Consider the following 17,887-nt stretch of genomic DNA (forward strand, 5'->3'; position numbering starts at 1 on the left):
CGACTCAGCGGTCGAGCGCTGCGAACCTCTCGATGTCGGAGTTCGTGCCCGACACGATGATGAGGTCGTGGTTGGTGACGATCGTGTTGGCCTCGGCATAGCGGAACGGCTTGCCGGGGCTCTTCACACCGACCACGGTGACGTTGTACTTCGTGCGCACGCCGGATTCGTTGAGGCCGACCCCGCGGATGAACTTCGGCGGGTACATCTTGGCCAGCACGAAGTCGTCGTCGAAGCGGATGAAGTCGAGCATGCGCCCGCTCACCAGGTGCGCGACGCGCTCACCGGCCTCGCGCTCGGGGTAGATCACGTGGTTCGCGCCGACGCGGGCCAGGATCTTGCCGTGCGACTGCGACACCGCCTTCGCCCAGATCTGCGGCACCTTCAGGTCGACGAGGTTGGCCGTGATGAGGACGGATGCCTCGATCGACGAGCCCACCGCGACGACTGCCACCTGGAAGTCCTGCGCGCCGATCTGCGTGAGCGCATCCATGTTGCGGGCGTCCGCCTGCACGGTGTGGGTGACCCGCTCGGACCACTTCTGCACCAGCTCGAGGTTGTCGTCGATCGCGAGCACCTCGCGCTCGAGTCGGTCGAGCTCTCCCGCACAGGCGGCACCGAAGCGCCCGAGTCCGATGACGAGGACGGGCGCGTCGCTCCTGATCCGCTCAACCAACGATCGGCCTTTCGACGGGCAGCGAGTAGAGCTGCGAACGGGATGTCGCGGCCACCGCTGCGGCGAGAGTCACTGTACCAATGCGGCCCATGAAGATCGTCAGGGCCATGACGTAGACGGCGGGGTCGCTGAGTTCGGCCGTCAGGCCGGTCGACAGGCCGACGGTGCCGAACGCCGAGATGACGTCGAACAGCACGTCCGACACGGGCTCCTGGCTGATCTGCGAGATGACGATCGTCGAGAGGGCCACGATCGTCGCGCCCCACGCGACGACCGAGAGCGCGACGCGCTGCACGTCGCTCGGGATGCGGCGCCCGAACGCCTGCACCGAGGGGCGGCCCTTGGCCTCCGAGAACACGGCGAGGGCGAGCACGGCGAGCGTGGTCACCTTGATGCCGCCGGCCGTCGACGCGGAGCCGCCGCCGACGAACATGAGCATGCAGCCGACGATCAGCGACGATCCGTACAGCTCGCCGATGTCGACGACCGAGAAGCCGCCCGAGCGCGTCATCGCCGAGAGGAAGAACGCCTGGAACGTCGTGTCCCACGCGTTCATCGAGCCGAGGGTCTCGGGGTTGTTGTACTCGAGCGTGAGGAACGCGGCTGCACCCGCGAAGAACAGCAGCACGGTGGTGATGATGGTGAGCTTCGTGTGCAGCGGCCACTTGCGCACATGCCAGAGCTGCTTGCGGAGCGCATAGATGACGGGGAACCCGATGCTGCCGAGGAAGACGCCGATCATCAGCACGGTGAGGAGGAAGTAGTCGTCGGCGAAGGGGACGAGGCCACCGGGGTTCGGCGTGAACCCGGTGTTCGTGAAGGCCATCGCCGCATAGAACGGGGCTTCCCAGAGAGCGTCGATCGGACGGATGCCGGCGAGGATCAGCGACGGATACAGAGCCAGCGCCACGAGGCCCTCGATGAGGAGCGTCGACAGCGCGACGGTGCGCAGCAACTGGCCGACCTCGCCGAGGCGGACGGTCTGGCCCTCGTTCACCGGGCCGCCGTGGGTGCGGAGCGGATTGGAGTCGCTCGCCGCGATGAGCTTCGCGCGCAGTCCGAGCCGCTTCGAGATGACGAGGCCGAGGATCGACGCGAGCGTCAGCACGCCCATGCCGCCGATGTTGACGCCGATGAAGATGACCACCTTGCCGAAGGCGGAGAAGGTGGTCGCGATGTCGACGGTGGAGAGGCCGGTCACACAGATCGTCGACACGGCGGTGAAGAGGGCGTCGGCCAGGGGCAGGCGCCTGCCGTTCGCCGACGCGGCGGGCAGCGAGAGCAGCGCTGTGAAGACCAGGATGAGCGACACGAAGACGAGAACCGCGAACCGCGCCGGCGACGAGGTCGTCAGATTGCGCAGCCGATCCCAGGATGCCCGGGGCGCGAGAACCATCCGCCGAACGATCGACCCCTGTGGGTCAGTCGCCATGCGTCGCCCCTTTCGGTCGCTCCGGAACCCCGCTCATGGTACTCCGCGGGGCGCACGACTAATCTGAGCACATGGCGGACATCTTCGACGTGATCGCGGACGGTACACGTCGCGACATCCTGCGACTGCTCCTGGACCGCTCGAACGTCGGCGAGCGTGGCACGAGCGTGTCGCACATCGTCCACGAGCTCGGCACGAGCCAGCCGACGGTGTCGAAGCATCTGAAGGTCCTCCGCGAGGCGCACCTCGTCACGGTTCGCGAAGAGGGGCAGCACCGCTACTACAGCCTCTCGTCGGAGCCTCTCGACGAGGTCGACGACTGGCTGGTGCCGTTCCTGGGCGACGATGCCGCCGCTGCCGCCGGGGTCCCGGTGCTGACGGACTCCGCCGCCCACGCGGCCGAGGTGGTCGGCCGCGCGGCGGCGTCGGCGAAGTACGCCGTGGCGAACGCCCTCAAGAAGCTCCCCGGCCGCTGATCAGCGGCGCCCCGCCTTGCGGCGGTAGAGCCACGCGCCCCAGACGACCGCGACCACGAGGATGCCTGCGCACCAGGCGACGGCGAGTGCGACCCATTCCGAGACCGGGTCGCCCATGAGCAGCCCGCGGATCGTCTCGACGACGGGGGTAACGGGAAGGAACTCGGCGATCGGCTGCAGCCAGTCGGGCATGGTCTCGATCGGCACGAACGCGCTCGAGAGGTACGGCAGGAACAGCAGGATGAAGCCGTACCCGTTCGCGCCTTCGGGGCTCGACGCCGCGAGGCCGATCGCGGCGAACAGGTAGGTGATCGCGAGGATCCACAGGGCGATCATCGCGATGGCGCCGAGCCAGCCCCAGAGGTCCGCCGTCGGGCGGAATCCGACGAGCAGCGCCACCCCGACCACCACCGCGGTCGCGATCAGGTTGCGGACGAGGCTCGCCACCACGTGTCCGGTGAGCACCGCGCTCGCGCGCAGCGGCATCGTCCGGAAGCGGTCGATGATGCCGGTCTTCATGTCGTTCGCGACGTACACGGCGGTGGAGGCCGCACCGAACCCGGCGCAGGTGAGGATGATGCCCGGCACGATGTAGTCGACGTAGGCGCCGGACGGATCGATCGCCCCGCCGAACACCCACGTGAACATCAGCATGAGCATCACCGGCAGGAGGATCGCCATGAGGAGCGACTCGCCGTCGCGCAGCGAGTGGAGCAGGCTCCGCTTCACGAAGACCGACTCCGCAGTGAGGCCGCCGATGCGGCGGCGGGGGAGGGCGGCGGTGGTCGTCATCGGGACTCCTCGAGAACGGATGCCGCCGGGTCGGCGGCCGGACTGCGGTGCTGGGCTCCCGCGCCGGTGAGCGCGAGGAAGACGTCGTCGAGCGACGGGCGACGCAGCGAAACGACCCCGTGGTCGCCCGCCTCGTCGAGGGTGTCGAGCGCGCGCCGCAGTCCGCTCACCGTGCCGTCGGTCGGCACCTCGCGCACCAGTTCGCCGTGCTCGTCATGCAGCTCGACGGTGTCGCCGCCGATGCGCGACTTGAGCGCGGCGGCGGTGCCGGTGGCGACGATGCGCCCGCCGTCGAGCACGGCGACGCGATCGGCGAGCTGGTCGGCCTCCTCCAGGTACTGCGTGGTGAGGAACACCGTGGTGCCGGCATCGGCGAGGCGGCGGATGACGTCCCACAGTTCGCGCCTGCTGCGGGTGTCGAGACCCGTCGTCGGCTCGTCGAGGAACAGCACCTCGGGGGTCACGACGAAGCTCAAGGCGAGGTCGAGCCGGCGGCGCATGCCGCCGGAGTATGTGCCGACGCGGCGACCGCCGGCAGCGGCCAGATCGAACTGGTCGAGCAGCTCGCCCGCGCGGATGCGCGCCGTGCGCCCGCTCAGACCCGACAGGCGCCCGAGCATGGTGAGGTTCTCGATGCCGGTGAGCACGTCGTCGACGGCTGCCGACTGCCCGGTGAGCGCGATGCGGCGCTTCACCTCGCCGGGCTTGCGGGCTACATCGAAGCCGGCGACCTCGGCGGTGCCGCCGTCGGGGCGCACCAGCGTCGTGAGGACGTTGATCGTGCTGGTCTTGCCGGCGCCGTTGGGGCCGAGCAGCCCGAACACCTCGCCCCGCGCGACCGCGAAATCGAGCCCGTCAAGCACCGTGTGCCGACCGAACGCCTGGCGGAGGCCGGTGACCCTGATCGCGGCGGGCCCGCCCGCGGGCGGGGGTGGTGTGCTGTCGGGCATGGCGGCATCCTCTCGTCTTCTGTGTAAGGGGAAAACTGTTTACGGTCGTAACTGTTTATGAAGGTAACACACTGTTTACGAGATATACAGTCCTAGACTTGCCGCATGAGCGACGTCGACGAGCCCGAGCTTCCCCGCGGCGTGGCCCTCGCGTGGGGGATCGCCGCCAACCCGCAGCGCGGCCCGAAGCGCGAGATGAGCGTCGAGCGGATCGTCGAGGCGGCGGTGGAGATCGCCGACGCCGACGGTCTTGCGGCGGTGTCGATGGCCGCGGTCGCCGCGAAGCTCGGGTTCACGCCCATGTCGCTCTACCGGTATGTCTCGGCCAAGGACGATCTCGTGCTGCTCATGCAGGAGGAGGCGACGGGCGCCCCATCCGATGCGAGCCGGGCGGCAGGGGACTGGCGCGAGCAGCTCGAGGCGCTGTACCGCGAGCAGCTGCACAACTACCTGCAGCATCCGTGGGTGCTCGACGTTCCGATCACCGGTGTGCCGGCCACGCCCAACAGTGCGGCGTGGATGGACGCGGGGCTGCACGCGCTCGCGGGCACCGGGCTCACCCACGAGGAGCGGCTCGCCGTCATGCTGCTGGTGACCGGGACCGCGCACTGGGCGGGCACCGTCATGGCGGGCTACGCGCGCACGCAGCGCGAGCGGGGCTTCGACGACCAGAGCATCGCCAGCGCCGAGGACGCGCTGTTCCGCACCCTCATCACCGCCGACGCGTACCCCGACCTGCGCGAGGCCATCGACGCGGGTGTGTTCCTCGACGAGTCCGATCCGTTCTCGTTCTCTCTGGCGCGCGGCCTCGACGGCGTGGCCGACTTCATCGCCGAGGCGCAGCGCGACCCCGCCCGTGCGACGGCGCGCGAACCGTGGGGCGCCCCGGCCGACGCCGAGATCGCCGGAGACAAGAAGTTCCGCGAGGCGCAGAAGGCGGTGCGCGACGCGGAGCGGATGCTGCGGGTCGCGCGCAAGGCCGAACGGCAGGCGGCACGCGAAGCGCGCGACCGCCACGCGCGTCAGCGCGCTGAAGGGTGACGCGCTCCTGCCACACACGTCTCATCCGTCACACCTGTTTACACGCGTCCCGATGACCCCCTAGAGTGTGCTCAACGTCTACTGGGGAAAGGGATGTGTCATGGCTGAGCTTCCTGACGTGAGGTTCCTCACGGTCGCCGAGGTCGCCGAGCTGATGCGCGTCTCGAAGATGACCGTGTACCGTCTCGTGCACGCGGGAGAACTGCCCGCCGTGCGCTTCGGGCGCAGCTATCGGGTGCCCGAATCCGCGGTCACCGAAGCCCTGCAACGACCGATCGCCGACGTCGGCTAGACTGGTCCGAGGCATTTTTCCTATTTGCCCGATCCCGGGCGCGCCGCACGCGCGTCCAGACCCCTGACTTAGTGAGGTTTTCCGTGGGTTCAGTCATCAAGAAGCGCCGCAAGCGCATGGCGAAGAAGAAGCACCGCAAGCTGCTTCGCAAGACTCGCCACCAGCGCCGCAACAAGAAGTAAAGCGGCATCCGCACCAAGCGTCCCCCGACCGGTCTCCGTGTCGACGGGGGCGCTTCGTGTATGCGCCGCCCCCAGGAAGGGTTCCGATGAAGTCCATCACCGTTCAGCAGCTGCGCGAGCGCGACGGCGTTCCCCTGATCGACGTGCGCGAGGTCGACGAGTTCGCGGCCGGCCGCGTGCCGGGCGCCGTGAACATCCCGATGTCGACCATCGGCGGCCGCCTCGACGAGCTCCCCGACGGCGCCTTCGACGTGATCTGCGCGGTCGGCGGCCGGTCCGGCCGGGTCGTCGAGGCGCTCGACGCCCGCGGTTACGACGTGACCAACGTCGACGGCGGCACCAACGAGTGGATCGCCTCCGGGTTCCCGGTCGAGCGGTGACCACGCTCACCCTTATCGGCAAGCCCGACTGCCACCTCTGCGACGTCGCGCGCGAGGTCGTCGAGACCGTCGTCGCGGAGTACCCCGAAGATGCGGTCGACATCGAGGAGCTCTCGATCGTCGACGACCCGCAGCTCTACGCGCAGTGGTGGGAGAAGATCCCGGTGGTCCTCATCGACGGCGAGCTCCACGGCCACTGGCGGGTGTCGCCCGATCGGCTTCGTGCTGCGCTCGGCGCCGCCGGCTGACGGAGCACCCGTCCGGTGTCGTCACGCGACGGCACCGAGCACGCACGTCACTACTCGATCTCGACGACCTCGGCGTCGGGAGCATTCGTCTTGACCGACGCGATGCCGTTGAGAGCGCTCGCCTTCGACGCGTAGCCCTGGCTCGTCGCGATCACCTGTCCGTTCGACGCCTTCAGGTTGAAGCGCCAGTCGCCGCCCTTGTCTGTCCACAGCTCGAACTTCCCCGCCATCGGGATGCCCCTTCGATCGGTTCGGGAACGCGGACGGATGCCGCGCATCCGGCGACTCGCGCCGGTCTCACGCTAGCGGCGTGCCGCGAGGCGGGGAAGAGGGTCATGCCGCTCCGCGCGGACGGGTGGTGACGGGAACCGCAGAGAGGGCGATGCGCACGCGGCCGTCGTACTCGACGCCGTCGGTCGCCGGATGCTGCACGCGCACCAGCGTGCCGTCGCCGGTGCGCACGAGCGTGCGCCGGAAGCTGCCGAGGAAGATGCTCTCCTGCACGACGGCGTCGACGCCCGGGGAGTCCGCGCTCACGAGGGTCACGTTCTCGGGGCGGAGGAACACGTCGGCGGGTCCCGGCGCGACGGGCCCGCGGACGGGCAGCTCGACGCCCCAGACGGTGACGGTGTCGCCCACGACGTCGCCGGGCACCACACTCGAGACGCCGATGAAGGCCGCGACTGCGGAGGTGGCCGGGCGCAGGTAGAGCTCCTCGGGGGTGCCGATCTGCTCGATCCGGCCGGCATCCATGACCGCGATGCGATCCGAGACCGCGAGCGCCTCCTCCTGGTCGTGCGTGACGAACACCGTCGTGATGCCGAGCCGCAGCTGGATGCGCCGGATCTCGTCGCGCAGCTGCACGCGGACCTTCGCGTCGAGGGCCGACAGCGGCTCGTCGAGCAGCAGCACGCGCGGCTCGGTCACGAGTGCGCGGGCGAGGGCGACTCGCTGCTGCTGGCCGCCCGAGAGCTGGTGCGGGAAGCGGTCGGCGAGGTGGCCGAGCCCGACGAGGTCAAGCGCGTCGGCTGCGCGCTCAGCGGCATCCTTCTTGCCGACTCCGCGCCGGCGCAGGCCGAACGCGGTGTTGCCGGCGACCGTGAGATGCGGGAACAGGGAGTACGACTGGAAGACCATGCCGATGTCGCGCTTGTTGGTGGGCACCCTCGACACGTCGGCGCCGCCGAGCAGAACGGCGCCGTCGGTCGCCTTCTCGAGTCCGGCGAGCACGCGCAGCGCTGTCGTCTTGCCGCATCCCGACGGGCCGAGGAGCGACACGAACTCACCGGGCGCGATGTCGAGGTCGACGCCGTGGAGCACGCGCGTCGCGCCGTACTCCTTGACGACACCGCGGAACTCCACGCGGGTGCCCTCGCCGGCGTCGGCCAGGAGCAGGTTGTCGGAGGTCGAGGGCAGCGCCCGGGGTGCGTCGGCGACGGTCATGAGGGGGTCCTTCCGGTGCCGGACCTGCCGGCCCGACCGATGATGAGCAGGAGCACGAACGCGAAGGCCAGAGCGATGAGGGTGAAGATCGCTGCGGCGTAGGCATCCTGGCGATTGATCACGACGAGACCGGTCTGCAGCACCTGTCGATTCAGCAGCGACGCAATCGTGAATTCGCCGAGCACGACGGCGACGGAGATGAGGGATGCCGCGAGCAGCCCCTGCCGCAGGTTGGGGACGATCACGCGGACGAGCACCGACACCCACCCGGCGCCGAGGGTGCGGGCCGCCTCGGAGAGCGTCCGCACGTCGATGGCGTCGATCGACGCCTGGATCGAGCGATACGTGAACGGGAGCACGAGGATCCCGTACGCGAAGGCGAGAGTCCACGCGCCCGTGCCGAACGTGCGCCCGATCTGGAGGTAGATGGGTGCGAGGCCGACGACGAGCACGATGGCCGGGATCGTGATCGGCAGGAGGGCGAGGAACTCGAAGCCGCGGCGGAGCTTCGGGAAGCGCAGGGCGACCAGCACCATCGTCGGCGTGAACAGGAACAGCACGATGACCACGGTGACCCCGGCCAGGATCAGCGAGTTCGCGAGACCGATCCAGATCGGCGCGTAGCGCGCAGCGTTGGCGGGATCGAACAGTGCGAGCCAGCGGTCGAACGTGTACGGCCCGCCGCCAGGCGTGGACAGTGTGAACAGGAAGGTCGCGGCGAACGGCACGGCGAAGACGAGGCCGACGACGCCGCCGATCACCCAGCGCACCGTGCGCGACGGGGCGAGGCCGTTCATGCCTGCCACCGCGCCGCACGGCGCTGGATGAGCGAGTAGACCCACATCACGACGGCCACGACCGCGATCATGCCGAGCGCGAGCGCCCCGGCGAGGTTCTCACGGCCCAGCACCGTCTCGCTCGTGAGCGCCGTGCGGATCTGGAGTGGAACGATCTGCGAGCCCTGGCTGGCGAGGGCCGCGGCGGTGGCGTACGAGGAGAAGGCGTTCGCGAACAGCAGGAGCAGGCTCGCGAGGAACGACGGCGCGAGCACCGGGAATCCGACGTGCAGCCAGAAGCCCCGACGCGTGCCGCCGAGGGTGAGGTGGGCCTCGAACCACTGCGGCCGCAGCGCCGCGAGGGCGGGCATGAAGGTGATGATCATCAGGGGCACCTGGAAGACGAGGTAGGCCGGGATGAGGCCGGGGAGGGCGTAGATCCACGCGCCGCCGGCGAAGATGTCGACGCCGAGCACGTCGCGGAGGAACCGGGTCACCACTCCCTGCGTGCCGATGGCGGCGACCATCGTGAAGGCGAGCATGACGCCGCCGAACTGGGCGAGCACCCCGGAGGCGGCATCGACGGTCGTCCGCACGAAGCCGGTGTCGGGGAGCCCGAGCATCGCGTAGCAGACGAGCGCGCCGACGACGGCTCCGATGACGGCGGTGAGAGCCGACACCCAGGTGGAGTTCCAGAACGTCGCGACGACCACCGGGTCTGCGAGGGCGGCGATGTTGTCGACGGTGAACGCGCCGTCGCCGTCGAACAGCCCCGAGGCCACGGCGATGACGGTCGGCAGCGCGAGGAACAGCAGCACGTAGGCCGCGAAGGGGGCGAGCCCCAGCCACGACCAGTCCGCGGTGGGGGCGCCCTGCCGCGCCGGAGCGCGCTGCTCCGGCGCGGCAGGGGCGACGAGGGTGGTCGTCACTGGACTGCGGCGGCCCACTCTTCGCCGAGCAGCGTGCCGGCGTCCGACGACTGCTGCTCGGTGGGCACGACGGTCTCCTCGGGCGCTGCCGGGAGGGCGTCGGCGAGCGCCTGGTCGATTGTCCCCGCCTCGATCATGGCGTCCATGCGCACCGGCCGGGCGCCGCCCTTGAGCCACAGGTTCTGCACTTCGTCGGAGTACAGGAACTCCTGCCACAGGCGCGCGGCGGCCGGGTTCGGCGCATCCTTGTTGATCGCCTGGTTGTAGTACCCGGCGTACCCGACGCCGGGGAAGACGACCGTCTCCCACGTCGGCAGGTCTGCCGTGTGAGCGGCGTTGAGGTAGTCCCAGTCGAACACGACCGGGGTCTCGCCGCTGGCGACGGTGGCGCTCGTGACGTCGAGCTTCAGCATGTTGCCCGCCGCGTTGAGCTCCGAGAAGAAGTCGATGCCGGGCTGGTAGTCGTCGAGCGTGCCGTCGGACTGCACCGTGGCGAGGCCGACGGCGGCGAAGGCCGCTCCCGCCTGGGTCGGGTCGCCGTTGATGGCGACCGAGCCGCGGTAGTCGTCACCGAGGAGGTCGTCGAGGTCGGCCGGCGCATCGAAGCGGGCCGAGTCGTAGCCGACGGACATGTACCCGCCGTAGTCGCCGACGAACAGGCCGGTGGGCTCCTTCAGCGCGTCGGGGATGTCGTCCCAGGTCTCGACCTGGTACGGAGCGAACCAGTCGGTGCTCTGGAGCGCGACGGTGAGGCCGAGGTCGAACACGTCGGGCGCGGTGTCGAGGCCCTCGTTCGTCTCCGCGGCCTGGATCTCCTCGGCGGACGAGACGTCGGGCGACTGCTCCGTGATGGTGATCTCGGGGTAGCGCTCGGCGAACAGGTCGATGATCTCGCCGTAGTTCGCCCAGTCGCGCGGGAGCGCGATGACGTTGAGCTTGCCCTCCGCCCGGGCGGCGGCCTCGAGGTCGGCGAGGGTGCCGAAGTCGGCGAGGCTCGTGGCGCTCGCGGCATCGACCGAAGAGGTGTCGTCCGAAGCGGACGACTCTCCACCGGCGCAGCCGGCGAGGGTGAGGACGGCGGCGGTGGCCGCCGCCGCGCCGATGAGCAGACGGCGCGACGAATTACGGGACATGTGATTCCTTCCGGGTCAGCCGCGCGAGCGTGTCGGGGCACGGTCGGGTGCGCGCGGGTCGCCTGGACGCTACGGGGACGCGGTGACGCGTCGGGCGGCCGCGGGTGAACGACGCATGATCAGCCGGTGTCGGGACGACGCGGGACTCCCGCCGCAGCGCAGGAGGAAGGATGCCGCCGCAGCGGCGGAGTCGGCCGCGGAGGCCCGCGGGTCAGGCCCGGAGCCGGGCGCGGAGCGTAGCGAGCTCGTCGTCGGTGAGCCCGCCCGACTGCAGGTACGCCGCCGCGCCGCCGTGCGCATCGAGCCACGCGAATGCCTGCTCGATCGCTGCGCGAGGCGTGCCGGTGACGAGCGTGCGGATCTCGGGGGTGAGCGGGGCGCCCATCTGCGCGATGCCGGCGAGCATGCGCTCCGCCCACGGGCCGGCGAGGTTGCGCTCCGATGCGGCATAGTCGGCGATGATCGCGTCGCGATCCACCCCGACGGCGTCGAGCAGGAGCGCGATCGACACCCCGGTGCGGTCCTTGCCGGCGGTGCAGTGGACGAGCACGGCGGTGGGGGAGTCGTCGGAGGATGCCGCGACGAGGCGCGCCGCCTCGGCGAAGGCGGGAGCCCCGTGCTCGAGCATCGACTCGTACAGCCCGCCGAGGGCCGGCAGCTGCCGGATCGCCTGCTCGATCATCGCCGCATCGGGCGTGCTCGATCCGTCGGAGGCCGCGGCCTTCGCCGCGCCGGTCAGCGCGCCCTCGAGCACCGACAGCTCGACGACGCGCAGCACGCGGTCTGCCGGAAGGCGGTCGGGCGCCGTGCGCTGCTCCATGGGCGTGCGGAAGTCGGCGATCACGCCGATGGGGCTCGCCGACAGTGCGGCGACCCCGGCGTCGGTCAGGGCGCTCAGCCCCTCCGACCGGTAGAGCACGGCGCTGCGCACCGTGCCGCCGTCGGTGAGCGGCATCCCGCCCACATCGCGGAAGTTCTGCAGTCCCTCGAGTCCGATCGTCACGGACTCGATGCTAGGGGTTACGGCGCCAGGCGCGTGGGACCGCGGAAGAGGTAGGTGACCTCGCGGATCGACGACTCGCCCAGCAGGAGCATCATGACGCGGGCGAGGCCCATGCCGAAGCCGCCGTGGGGCGGGGCGCCGTACCGGAAGAAGTCGAAGTAGAAGTCGAGGTGCTCGGGCTCGAGCCCCTTCTCCTTCGCCTGCTCGATCAGCACGTCCACGCGGTGCTCGCGCTGCGCGCCCGTCGTGATCTCGACGCCCTTGAACAGCAGGTCGTAGCTCTTGGTGAGCCCGGTCTGCTCGTCGCGCATGTGGTAGAAAGCGCGGATCTCGGGGTGGTAGTCGGTGATGAAAACGAACTGGTGGCCGTACGTCTCCTCGACGTAGGCCGAGATCTGCCGCTCGCCCTCGGGGTCGAGGTCGCCGTCGGTGCGGGGCACCTCGTAGCCGCGGCTCTTGACGATCTCGAGTGCCTCGGCGAGCGGGATGCGGGGGAACGGGGTTGCCGGAACCTGCACCTCGAGGCCGAACAGCTCCTCGATCTCGGCGCCGTGCTTCTCCTTCACCGCGGCGATCGCCGTGGCGAGGAGCTCCTCCTGCATGGCGGCGACGTCTTCGTGCGAGTCGATCCAGCTGATCTCCGCGTCGATCGAGGTGAACTCGGTGGCGTGACGGCTCGTGAACGAGGGGTCGGCGCGGAACGCCGGCGCGATCTCGAAGATCTTGCCGAAGCCCGAGACCTGGGCCATCTGCTTGAAGAACTGCGGCGACTGCGCGAGGTACGCCGTCTGGTCGCCGAAGTACTCGAGCGAGAACAGTTCGGCGTTGGACTCCGAGGCCGTCGCCATGAGCTTCGGCGTGTGCACCTCGATGTAGTCGCGCTCGATCCAGTACGAGCGCATGGCGTGCTCGAGGGTGGTCTGCACGCGGAAGATGAGGTTGTTGCGACGCTGGCGCAGGTCGAGGAAGCGCCAGTCCATGCGCTTGTCCATGCCGCTGTCGGCCGCGATCGGCGTCTCCGGGAGCGCGGCGGCGGCGATCTCGAGGCCGCCGATCTTGATCTCGACACCGCCGAGCTTCACGCGCTCGTCGTGCTTGAGCTCGCCGGTGACGGTCAGGAAGGTGCCGGTCGACAGGTTCGAGATGAGGTCGGTGAGGGCGAGGGCCGCGGCATCCTGCTCGCTGCCGTCTTCGGCGGGGCGGGTGGCCGGATTCACCAGCTGCACCGCGCCCGTCTCGTCGCGCAGGATGACGAACTGCACCTTCTTCTGATCACGGACCGTCTCGACCCAGCCGGAGACCGAGACGGGACCGTCGGCGAGGCCGAGCAGCTGGTTGACGAGAACGCGTTCACTCACGAGGGATCAGTCTACGTGGCCGATCGGCGTCGGCCATCGGCATCCCGCCGACCCCCGCGCGCGATCGGGGGCGGACACCCAGGAACCGGAAACATCCACGCCGTACGCTGGATCGTGTCGTGCCCCGCCGGGCGTGGCATCCGATCACCGCCTTCGACCGGAAGCGAAGCACCGATGACCGACTCCACCACCACCGACGGATCCTGGCTCAGCGCGCTCCTGGACTGGTCCGTGTCACTCATGGACGTGATCGGTCCCGCAGGTGCGGGCATCGCGATCGCACTCGAGAACCTGTTCCCGCCGCTGCCGAGCGAGGTCGTCCTGCCGATGGCGGGCCTCGCCGCCAGCCGCGGCTCGTTCAGCCTGTTCGAGGCGCTCGCCTGGACGACCGCCGGGTCGATCGTCGGGGCGTTCCTGCTGTACGGGCTCGGGATGCTGCTGGGCGTCGACCGCCTGCGCAGCATCGCCGCGAAGATCCCGCTGTTGCACCCCGAAGACATCGACCGCACGGTGGCCTGGTTCACGCGGCACGGCGGGAAGGCGGTGTTCTTCGGACGGATGATCCCGATCTTCCGCAGCCTCATCTCGATCCCCGCGGGAATCACACGCATGCCGCCGCTGCGGTTCGGGCTGCTCACCGCGGCGGGCAGCCTGATCTGGAACAGCATCTTCGTGCTGGCCGGCTACCTGCTCGGCGAGTCGTGGCACATCGTCGAGCGCTACGTCGACGTCGTGCAGTACGCGGTGATCGCCGGCGTCGCGATCGCGGTGGCGTGGTTCGTGTTCGTGCGCACCCGCTCCCTCGTCGCCGCTGCCCGCGGCACGCGCGGCGCCCAGCCCGAGCCCGACTGACCCCGGCCGCATGGCGGGCGGATGCCTAGACTGGGCGCGTGCCAGCCGAGAGAGTCCACCTCGTCCGTCACGGCGAGGTCTTCAACCCACGCCGCGTCCTGTACGGCCGCCTTCCCGGGTACTCGCTGAGCGAGGCCGGACGCGTCATGGCGCGGCAGGCCGCCGACTACATCGCCGCGCTCGACCGACCGGTCACCGCACTCGTCGCGTCGCCGCTGCAGCGCACCCGTGAGTCGGCCGAGCCGTTCACCGCGCTGTTCGGACTCGAGCCGGTCATCGACGAGCGCGTGATCGAGCCGACCAACGTGTTCGAAGGCAAGCGCATGGTGCGCGCCCTGGTGAACCCGTGGAACTGGCGGCACCTGCGCAAGCCCGCGCTGCCCAGCTGGGGTGAGCCGTACCTCGACGTCGTCGCCCGGATGAACCAGGCCATGACCGAGGCCTGGGAGGCCGCAGACGGCGGCGACGTGGTGATCGTCTCGCACCAGCTGCCGATCTGGATCACCCACCTGGCGGTCACGGGCCGGTCGCTCCGTCACGATCCGCGCGAGCGCAGGTGCGCCCTGTCGAGCGTGACGAGCCTGGAGATGGTCGACAGCAAGTGGACGGAGGTCGCGTACGCCGAGCCCGCGTCCACCGCGGGAGCGGTCGACGTCGGCGCGGTCTGAGCCCGTCAGAGCGCGGCTTCCAGGTCACGCTCAGGCGGCACACAGAACACGCCCACGTAGACTGGCCGGGTGCCCGCTGATCGACTGCCTTTCGCGCGCGCAGCGGCATCCGCTCTCCTCGTTCTGGGGTTGACCGCGAGCCTCGCCGCGTGCACGCAGGACCCCCTCGCCGCGCAGTATCGCGCTGGCGACAACAAGGGGTTCATCGCCGCCGACGGGCGTGCGGTGGTCGAGATCCCCGAATCGGAGCGCACCGAGCCGATCGAGTTCGAGGGCGTGCTCGACACGGGCGACACCACGACGAGCGCCGACTACGCCGGGCAGGTCGTCGCCGTGAACTTCTGGTACGCCGCGTGCGCCCCGTGCCGCGTCGAGGCGGCCGAGCTCGAGAAGGCCTACCAGTCGTTCGAGGGCGAGGATGTGGCGTTCCTCGGAGTGAACCTCTACGACGGCGCCGAGGCATCCCGCGCGTTCGCCGAGAAGTACGGCGTCAGCTACCCGAGCGCGCTCACCACCGTCGACGGCTCGATCAAGCTCGCCTTCGCCGGGCAGACCCCCCTCAACGCCGTACCGGTCACCCTCCTGCTCGACACGGAGGGGCGCGTCGCTGCGCGCATCATCGGCGAGCTCGGCTCGGCGTCGATCCTCGAGACCCTCATCCAGGACGCCCTCGACGCGGGCGAGCAGGACGCGTCGTGAACATCGGCGCCGTCGTCGCCGACGGCACCCTGTGGGTCGCGATCCCGATCGCGGTACTCGCGGGCCTCATCTCGTTCCTCTCGCCGTGCGTACTGCCGCTCGTTCCGGGATACCTGGGCTTCATCGGCGGCGCGGTGGCGCCTCGACCCGTGCCACGGCCCGTGCCCGTTTCGTCTCGCTCCGCTCGCTCAACGACCGATGATCGCGCAGCGGCGCCTGCCCCGGCCACGGTGCCCGAGCCTGTCGAGGGCCCCGGCCGCAGCCGGCTCCTGCTCGGCGTGCTGCTGTTCATCGCCGGGTTCACCGTCGTGTTCGTGAGCGCCGCGATGCTCGGCGGCACCCTCGGGCGCTTCCTCATCGAGTACGCCGACATCATCACCCGCATCCTGGGCGTGCTCATCATCGCCATGGGGCTCGTGTTCATCGGCCTCTTCGGGTTCGCGCAGCGCACCTTCCGCCCGCAGGTGCGCAGCAACCTGGGGCTGGTCGGCGCTCCGCTGCTCGGCGTCGCGCTCGGCATCGGCTGGACGCCGTGCATCGGACCGACGCTCGCCGTCATCCTGCAGCTGTCGTTCGACTCCGGCTCGGCGGCCCGCGGCGCGGTGCTCGGGCTCGCGTACTCGCTCGGCCTCGGCATCCCGTTCGTGCTGCTCACGCTCGGGTTCGGCTGGGCCACCCGCTCGGTCGGGTTCCTGCGTCGTCACATCCGCGTCGTCAACATCGTCGGGGGCAGCGTGCTGATCGTGCTCGGCCTCCTCATGGTCACCGGCGTCTGGAACGCCCTCATGGCGCAGCTGCAGGGGGTGTTCCAGAGTGTCCCGCTCCCGATCTGACGAGCCCGACGTGGTGGATGAGATGGCCGACGTGAACGATCCGACCGCCGCAGCACCGGCCGACCGCCCCGAGGGGCCTGACGGCAGCGAGCCGCTGCGTCCGGCCGACCACGCCGACTCCGCCGCGCCGGCAGAGGTGACCCAGCCCGCCCTCGGCGTCGTCGGGTGGCTCCGGTGGGGCTGGCGACAGCTCACCTCGATGCGCACCGCGCTCGTGCTCCTGCTCCTCCTCGCCATCGCCGCCGTTCCGGGCTCGCTCGTGCCGCAGCGCAGCGCCGACCCCAACGGGGTCACGCAGTACTTCCAGGACAACCCCGACCTGGCGCCGATCCTCGACGGCCTCAGCATGTTCGACGTCTACACGTCGCCCTGGTTCTCGGCCATCTACCTGCTGCTGTTCGTCTCGCTGATCGGGTGCGTGATCCCGCGCACGAAGCATCACTGGAACGCCCTGCGCGCGCGTCCGCCCCGCACGCCCGCCCGCCTGTCGCGGCTCGACGCGTACCGTGAAGAGACCCTCGACGGCGGGGAGGATGCCGCAGCCGCGGCATCCGCTGCCGTCGACGCCGCCGAGAAGCAGCTCGCCAAGTCGGGCTATCGCGTCGAGCGGTACGACAGCGGATCGACCCTCTCCGTGTCGGCCGAGCGCGGGTATCTCCGCGAGACCGGCAACCTCGTGTTCCACACGGCGCTCATCGGCGTGCTGGTCGCGGTCGGGGTGGGCGGCGGGTTCACCTACACCGGCCAGACCGTGATCATCGAGGGCCGCACGTTCGTCAACACGATGCTCGACTACACGTCGTTCAACCCGGGACGCTTCGTCGACGAGGACGCCCTCGAGCCGTACGCGCTGACCCTCGACAGCTTCGACGTCACCTACCAGCCCGCCGGCACGCAGGCCGCCGGGCAGGCGGGGGACTTCGCCGCGAACCTCACGGTTCAGCACGCGGGCGAGGAGCCGGAGCCGGGTGAGGTGCGGGTGAACCACCCGCTCGACGTCGCCGGCGACCGCGTGTACCTGATGGGCAACGGCTACGCGCCGACCATCACGATCCGCGACGCCGACGGCGAGGTCGTCTACTCCGAGTCGGTGCCGTTCCTGCCGCAGGACACCGACATGACCTCGCTCGGTGTCATCAAGGTGCCGGACGGCCTCGACGACCAGCTGGGTCTCGTGGGCTTCTTCTATCCGACGCAGGCGCCGCTCACGACGGGCGCCTTCGCATCGGCATACCCCGACCTGGTGAACCCGGTCGTCTCGCTCGACGTCTACGTCGGCGACCTGGGCATCGACGGGGGAGTCCCGCGATCGGTGTACACGCTCGACACGTCCGACATGGACAAGCTCACCGGCCGCGGCACCGATGTCGACTCGATCGAACTCGCACCCGGCGAGACCGCGGAACTGCCCGACGGGCTCGGCTCCGTCACGTTCGAGAACGAGGCGCCCGACGGCGCCGAAGGGTACTCCGACTCGGTGAAGCGGTACGTGTCGCTCTCGGTGCATCGTGACGCGGCGGCGACCTGGGTGCTGCTGTTCGCGATCCTCGCCACCGTGGGCCTGCTCTCGGCCCTGTTCATCCCGCGCCGGCGCATGTGGGTGAAGGCCCGCATCGACGGCGCGAACGTGCACCTCGAGTACGCGGGACTCGCGCGCGGCGAGGACCCCACACTCGACGCGGCGGTCGCCCAGTTCGCCGAGCGCCACCGTTCCACCCTCTGAC

At 70.1% G+C, this 17,887-nt stretch carries 22 protein-coding genes; 11 read left to right on the top strand and 11 right to left on the bottom strand.

Annotated elements, in window-relative coordinates:
- Nucleotides 1–4: 4 nt before the first annotated feature.
- Nucleotides 5–676 carry a potassium channel family protein gene (locus JOD63_RS01115; protein WP_045277092.1) on the bottom strand — a complete coding sequence of 224 codons (672 nt, stop codon included), beginning with the start codon at nt 674–676 and terminating at the stop codon, nt 5–7.
- Nucleotides 669–2,072, bottom strand: coding sequence for a TrkH family potassium uptake protein (locus JOD63_RS01120; protein WP_245244036.1), 1,404 nt, complete (start codon nt 2,070–2,072; stop codon nt 669–671). The genes JOD63_RS01115 and JOD63_RS01120 overlap by 8 nt, the downstream gene beginning before the upstream one ends.
- A gap of 107 nt (nt 2,073–2,179) precedes the next feature.
- On the opposite strand from JOD63_RS01120, the gene JOD63_RS01125 reads away from it, so the two are divergent.
- Complete coding sequence (locus tag JOD63_RS01125; RefSeq protein WP_045277094.1) at nt 2,180–2,584, top strand: ArsR/SmtB family transcription factor; 405 nt, start codon at nt 2,180–2,182, stop codon at nt 2,582–2,584.
- On the opposite strand, the gene JOD63_RS01130 is transcribed toward JOD63_RS01125, so the two are convergent.
- On the bottom strand, nt 2,585–3,376 hold the full coding sequence (locus tag JOD63_RS01130; protein ID WP_045277095.1) for an ABC transporter permease: 792 nt from the start codon (nt 3,374–3,376) through the stop codon (nt 2,585–2,587).
- Nucleotides 3,373–4,326, bottom strand: a complete 954-nt coding sequence (locus JOD63_RS01135; RefSeq protein WP_045277096.1) for a daunorubicin resistance protein DrrA family ABC transporter ATP-binding protein — start codon at nt 4,324–4,326, stop codon at nt 3,373–3,375. Before JOD63_RS01135 ends, JOD63_RS01130 begins: the two co-directional genes overlap by 4 nt.
- 105 nt (nt 4,327–4,431) lie before the next feature.
- Here JOD63_RS01135 and JOD63_RS01140 point away from each other — a divergent pair, with 105 nt between their 5' ends.
- The 5 genes from JOD63_RS01140 to JOD63_RS01160 all read left to right on the top strand — a co-directional run bounded on the left by JOD63_RS01140 (nt 4,432) and on the right by JOD63_RS01160 (nt 6,469).
- A complete protein-coding gene (locus JOD63_RS01140) occupies nt 4,432–5,367 on the top strand; it encodes a TetR/AcrR family transcriptional regulator (protein ID WP_045277097.1) in 936 nt (311 codons plus the stop codon).
- A 100-nt stretch (nt 5,368–5,467) separates the two neighbouring features.
- Nucleotides 5,468–5,659, top strand: coding sequence for a helix-turn-helix domain-containing protein (locus JOD63_RS01145; protein WP_045277098.1), 192 nt, complete (start codon nt 5,468–5,470; stop codon nt 5,657–5,659).
- An 83-nt stretch (nt 5,660–5,742) separates the two neighbouring features.
- The gene (locus tag JOD63_RS01150; protein ID WP_003792170.1) at nt 5,743–5,841 is read left to right on the top strand and encodes a 30S ribosomal protein bS22; all 99 of its coding nucleotides are present in this window, start codon (nt 5,743–5,745) and stop codon (nt 5,839–5,841) included.
- 86 nt (nt 5,842–5,927) lie between these two features.
- A complete protein-coding gene (locus JOD63_RS01155; RefSeq protein WP_045277099.1) occupies nt 5,928–6,221 on the top strand; it encodes a rhodanese-like domain-containing protein in 294 nt (97 codons plus the stop codon).
- Entirely contained in the window at nt 6,218–6,469 is a 252-nt protein-coding gene (locus tag JOD63_RS01160; protein ID WP_045277100.1) for a glutaredoxin family protein, read from the top strand. Before JOD63_RS01155 ends, JOD63_RS01160 begins: the two co-directional genes overlap by 4 nt.
- A gap of 50 nt (nt 6,470–6,519) precedes the next feature.
- On the opposite strand, the gene JOD63_RS01165 is transcribed toward JOD63_RS01160, so the two are convergent.
- The 7 genes from JOD63_RS01165 to aspS all read right to left on the bottom strand — a co-directional run bounded on the left by JOD63_RS01165 (nt 6,520) and on the right by aspS (nt 13,111).
- On the bottom strand, nt 6,520–6,699 hold the full coding sequence (locus tag JOD63_RS01165) for a YegP family protein (protein WP_045277101.1): 180 nt from the start codon (nt 6,697–6,699) through the stop codon (nt 6,520–6,522).
- Between the two features lie 103 nt (nt 6,700–6,802).
- Entirely contained in the window at nt 6,803–7,912 is a 1,110-nt protein-coding gene (locus JOD63_RS01170) for an ABC transporter ATP-binding protein (protein WP_045277102.1), read from the bottom strand.
- The gene (locus JOD63_RS01175; RefSeq protein WP_045277103.1) at nt 7,909–8,709 is read right to left on the bottom strand and encodes an ABC transporter permease; all 801 of its coding nucleotides are present in this window, start codon (nt 8,707–8,709) and stop codon (nt 7,909–7,911) included. The genes JOD63_RS01170 and JOD63_RS01175 overlap by 4 nt, the downstream gene beginning before the upstream one ends.
- The gene (locus tag JOD63_RS01180) at nt 8,706–9,617 is read right to left on the bottom strand and encodes an ABC transporter permease (protein ID WP_045277104.1); all 912 of its coding nucleotides are present in this window, start codon (nt 9,615–9,617) and stop codon (nt 8,706–8,708) included. The genes JOD63_RS01175 and JOD63_RS01180 overlap by 4 nt, the downstream gene beginning before the upstream one ends.
- Nucleotides 9,614–10,750, bottom strand: a complete 1,137-nt coding sequence (locus tag JOD63_RS01185; RefSeq protein WP_045277105.1) for an ABC transporter substrate-binding protein — start codon at nt 10,748–10,750, stop codon at nt 9,614–9,616. Before JOD63_RS01185 ends, JOD63_RS01180 begins: the two co-directional genes overlap by 4 nt.
- A 211-nt stretch (nt 10,751–10,961) precedes the next feature.
- Nucleotides 10,962–11,753, bottom strand: coding sequence for a tyrosine-protein phosphatase (locus JOD63_RS01190; RefSeq protein ID WP_052682620.1), 792 nt, complete (start codon nt 11,751–11,753; stop codon nt 10,962–10,964).
- Nucleotides 11,754–11,770: 17 nt separating this feature from the next.
- Entirely contained in the window at nt 11,771–13,111 is a 1,341-nt protein-coding gene (gene aspS / locus JOD63_RS01195) for an aspartate--tRNA(Asn) ligase (protein WP_045277106.1), read from the bottom strand.
- A gap of 174 nt (nt 13,112–13,285) precedes the next feature.
- Between aspS and JOD63_RS01200 the strand changes: the two genes are divergently transcribed.
- From JOD63_RS01200 to resB, 5 genes are all read left to right on the top strand, one after another.
- Complete coding sequence (locus JOD63_RS01200; RefSeq protein WP_045277107.1) at nt 13,286–13,963, top strand: DedA family protein; 678 nt, start codon at nt 13,286–13,288, stop codon at nt 13,961–13,963.
- A gap of 38 nt (nt 13,964–14,001) precedes the next feature.
- Nucleotides 14,002–14,631: a histidine phosphatase family protein gene (locus tag JOD63_RS01205; protein ID WP_045277108.1), complete on the top strand. Its 630-nt coding sequence runs from the start codon at nt 14,002–14,004 to the stop codon at nt 14,629–14,631.
- 69 nt (nt 14,632–14,700) lie between these two features.
- On the top strand, nt 14,701–15,330 hold the full coding sequence (locus JOD63_RS01210) for a TlpA family protein disulfide reductase (RefSeq protein ID WP_084613753.1): 630 nt from the start codon (nt 14,701–14,703) through the stop codon (nt 15,328–15,330).
- Nucleotides 15,327–16,163: a cytochrome c biogenesis CcdA family protein gene (locus JOD63_RS01215; RefSeq protein WP_045277109.1), complete on the top strand. Its 837-nt coding sequence runs from the start codon at nt 15,327–15,329 to the stop codon at nt 16,161–16,163. The genes JOD63_RS01210 and JOD63_RS01215 overlap by 4 nt, the downstream gene beginning before the upstream one ends.
- A 22-nt stretch (nt 16,164–16,185) precedes the next feature.
- A complete protein-coding gene (resB, locus tag JOD63_RS01220) occupies nt 16,186–17,886 on the top strand; it encodes a cytochrome c biogenesis protein ResB (protein WP_084613807.1) in 1,701 nt (566 codons plus the stop codon).
- Nucleotide 17,887 lies beyond the last annotated feature (1 nt).

The sequence above is a fragment of the Microbacterium terrae genome, assembly GCF_017831975.1.
Classification (GTDB): domain Bacteria; phylum Actinomycetota; class Actinomycetes; order Actinomycetales; family Microbacteriaceae; genus Microbacterium; species Microbacterium terrae.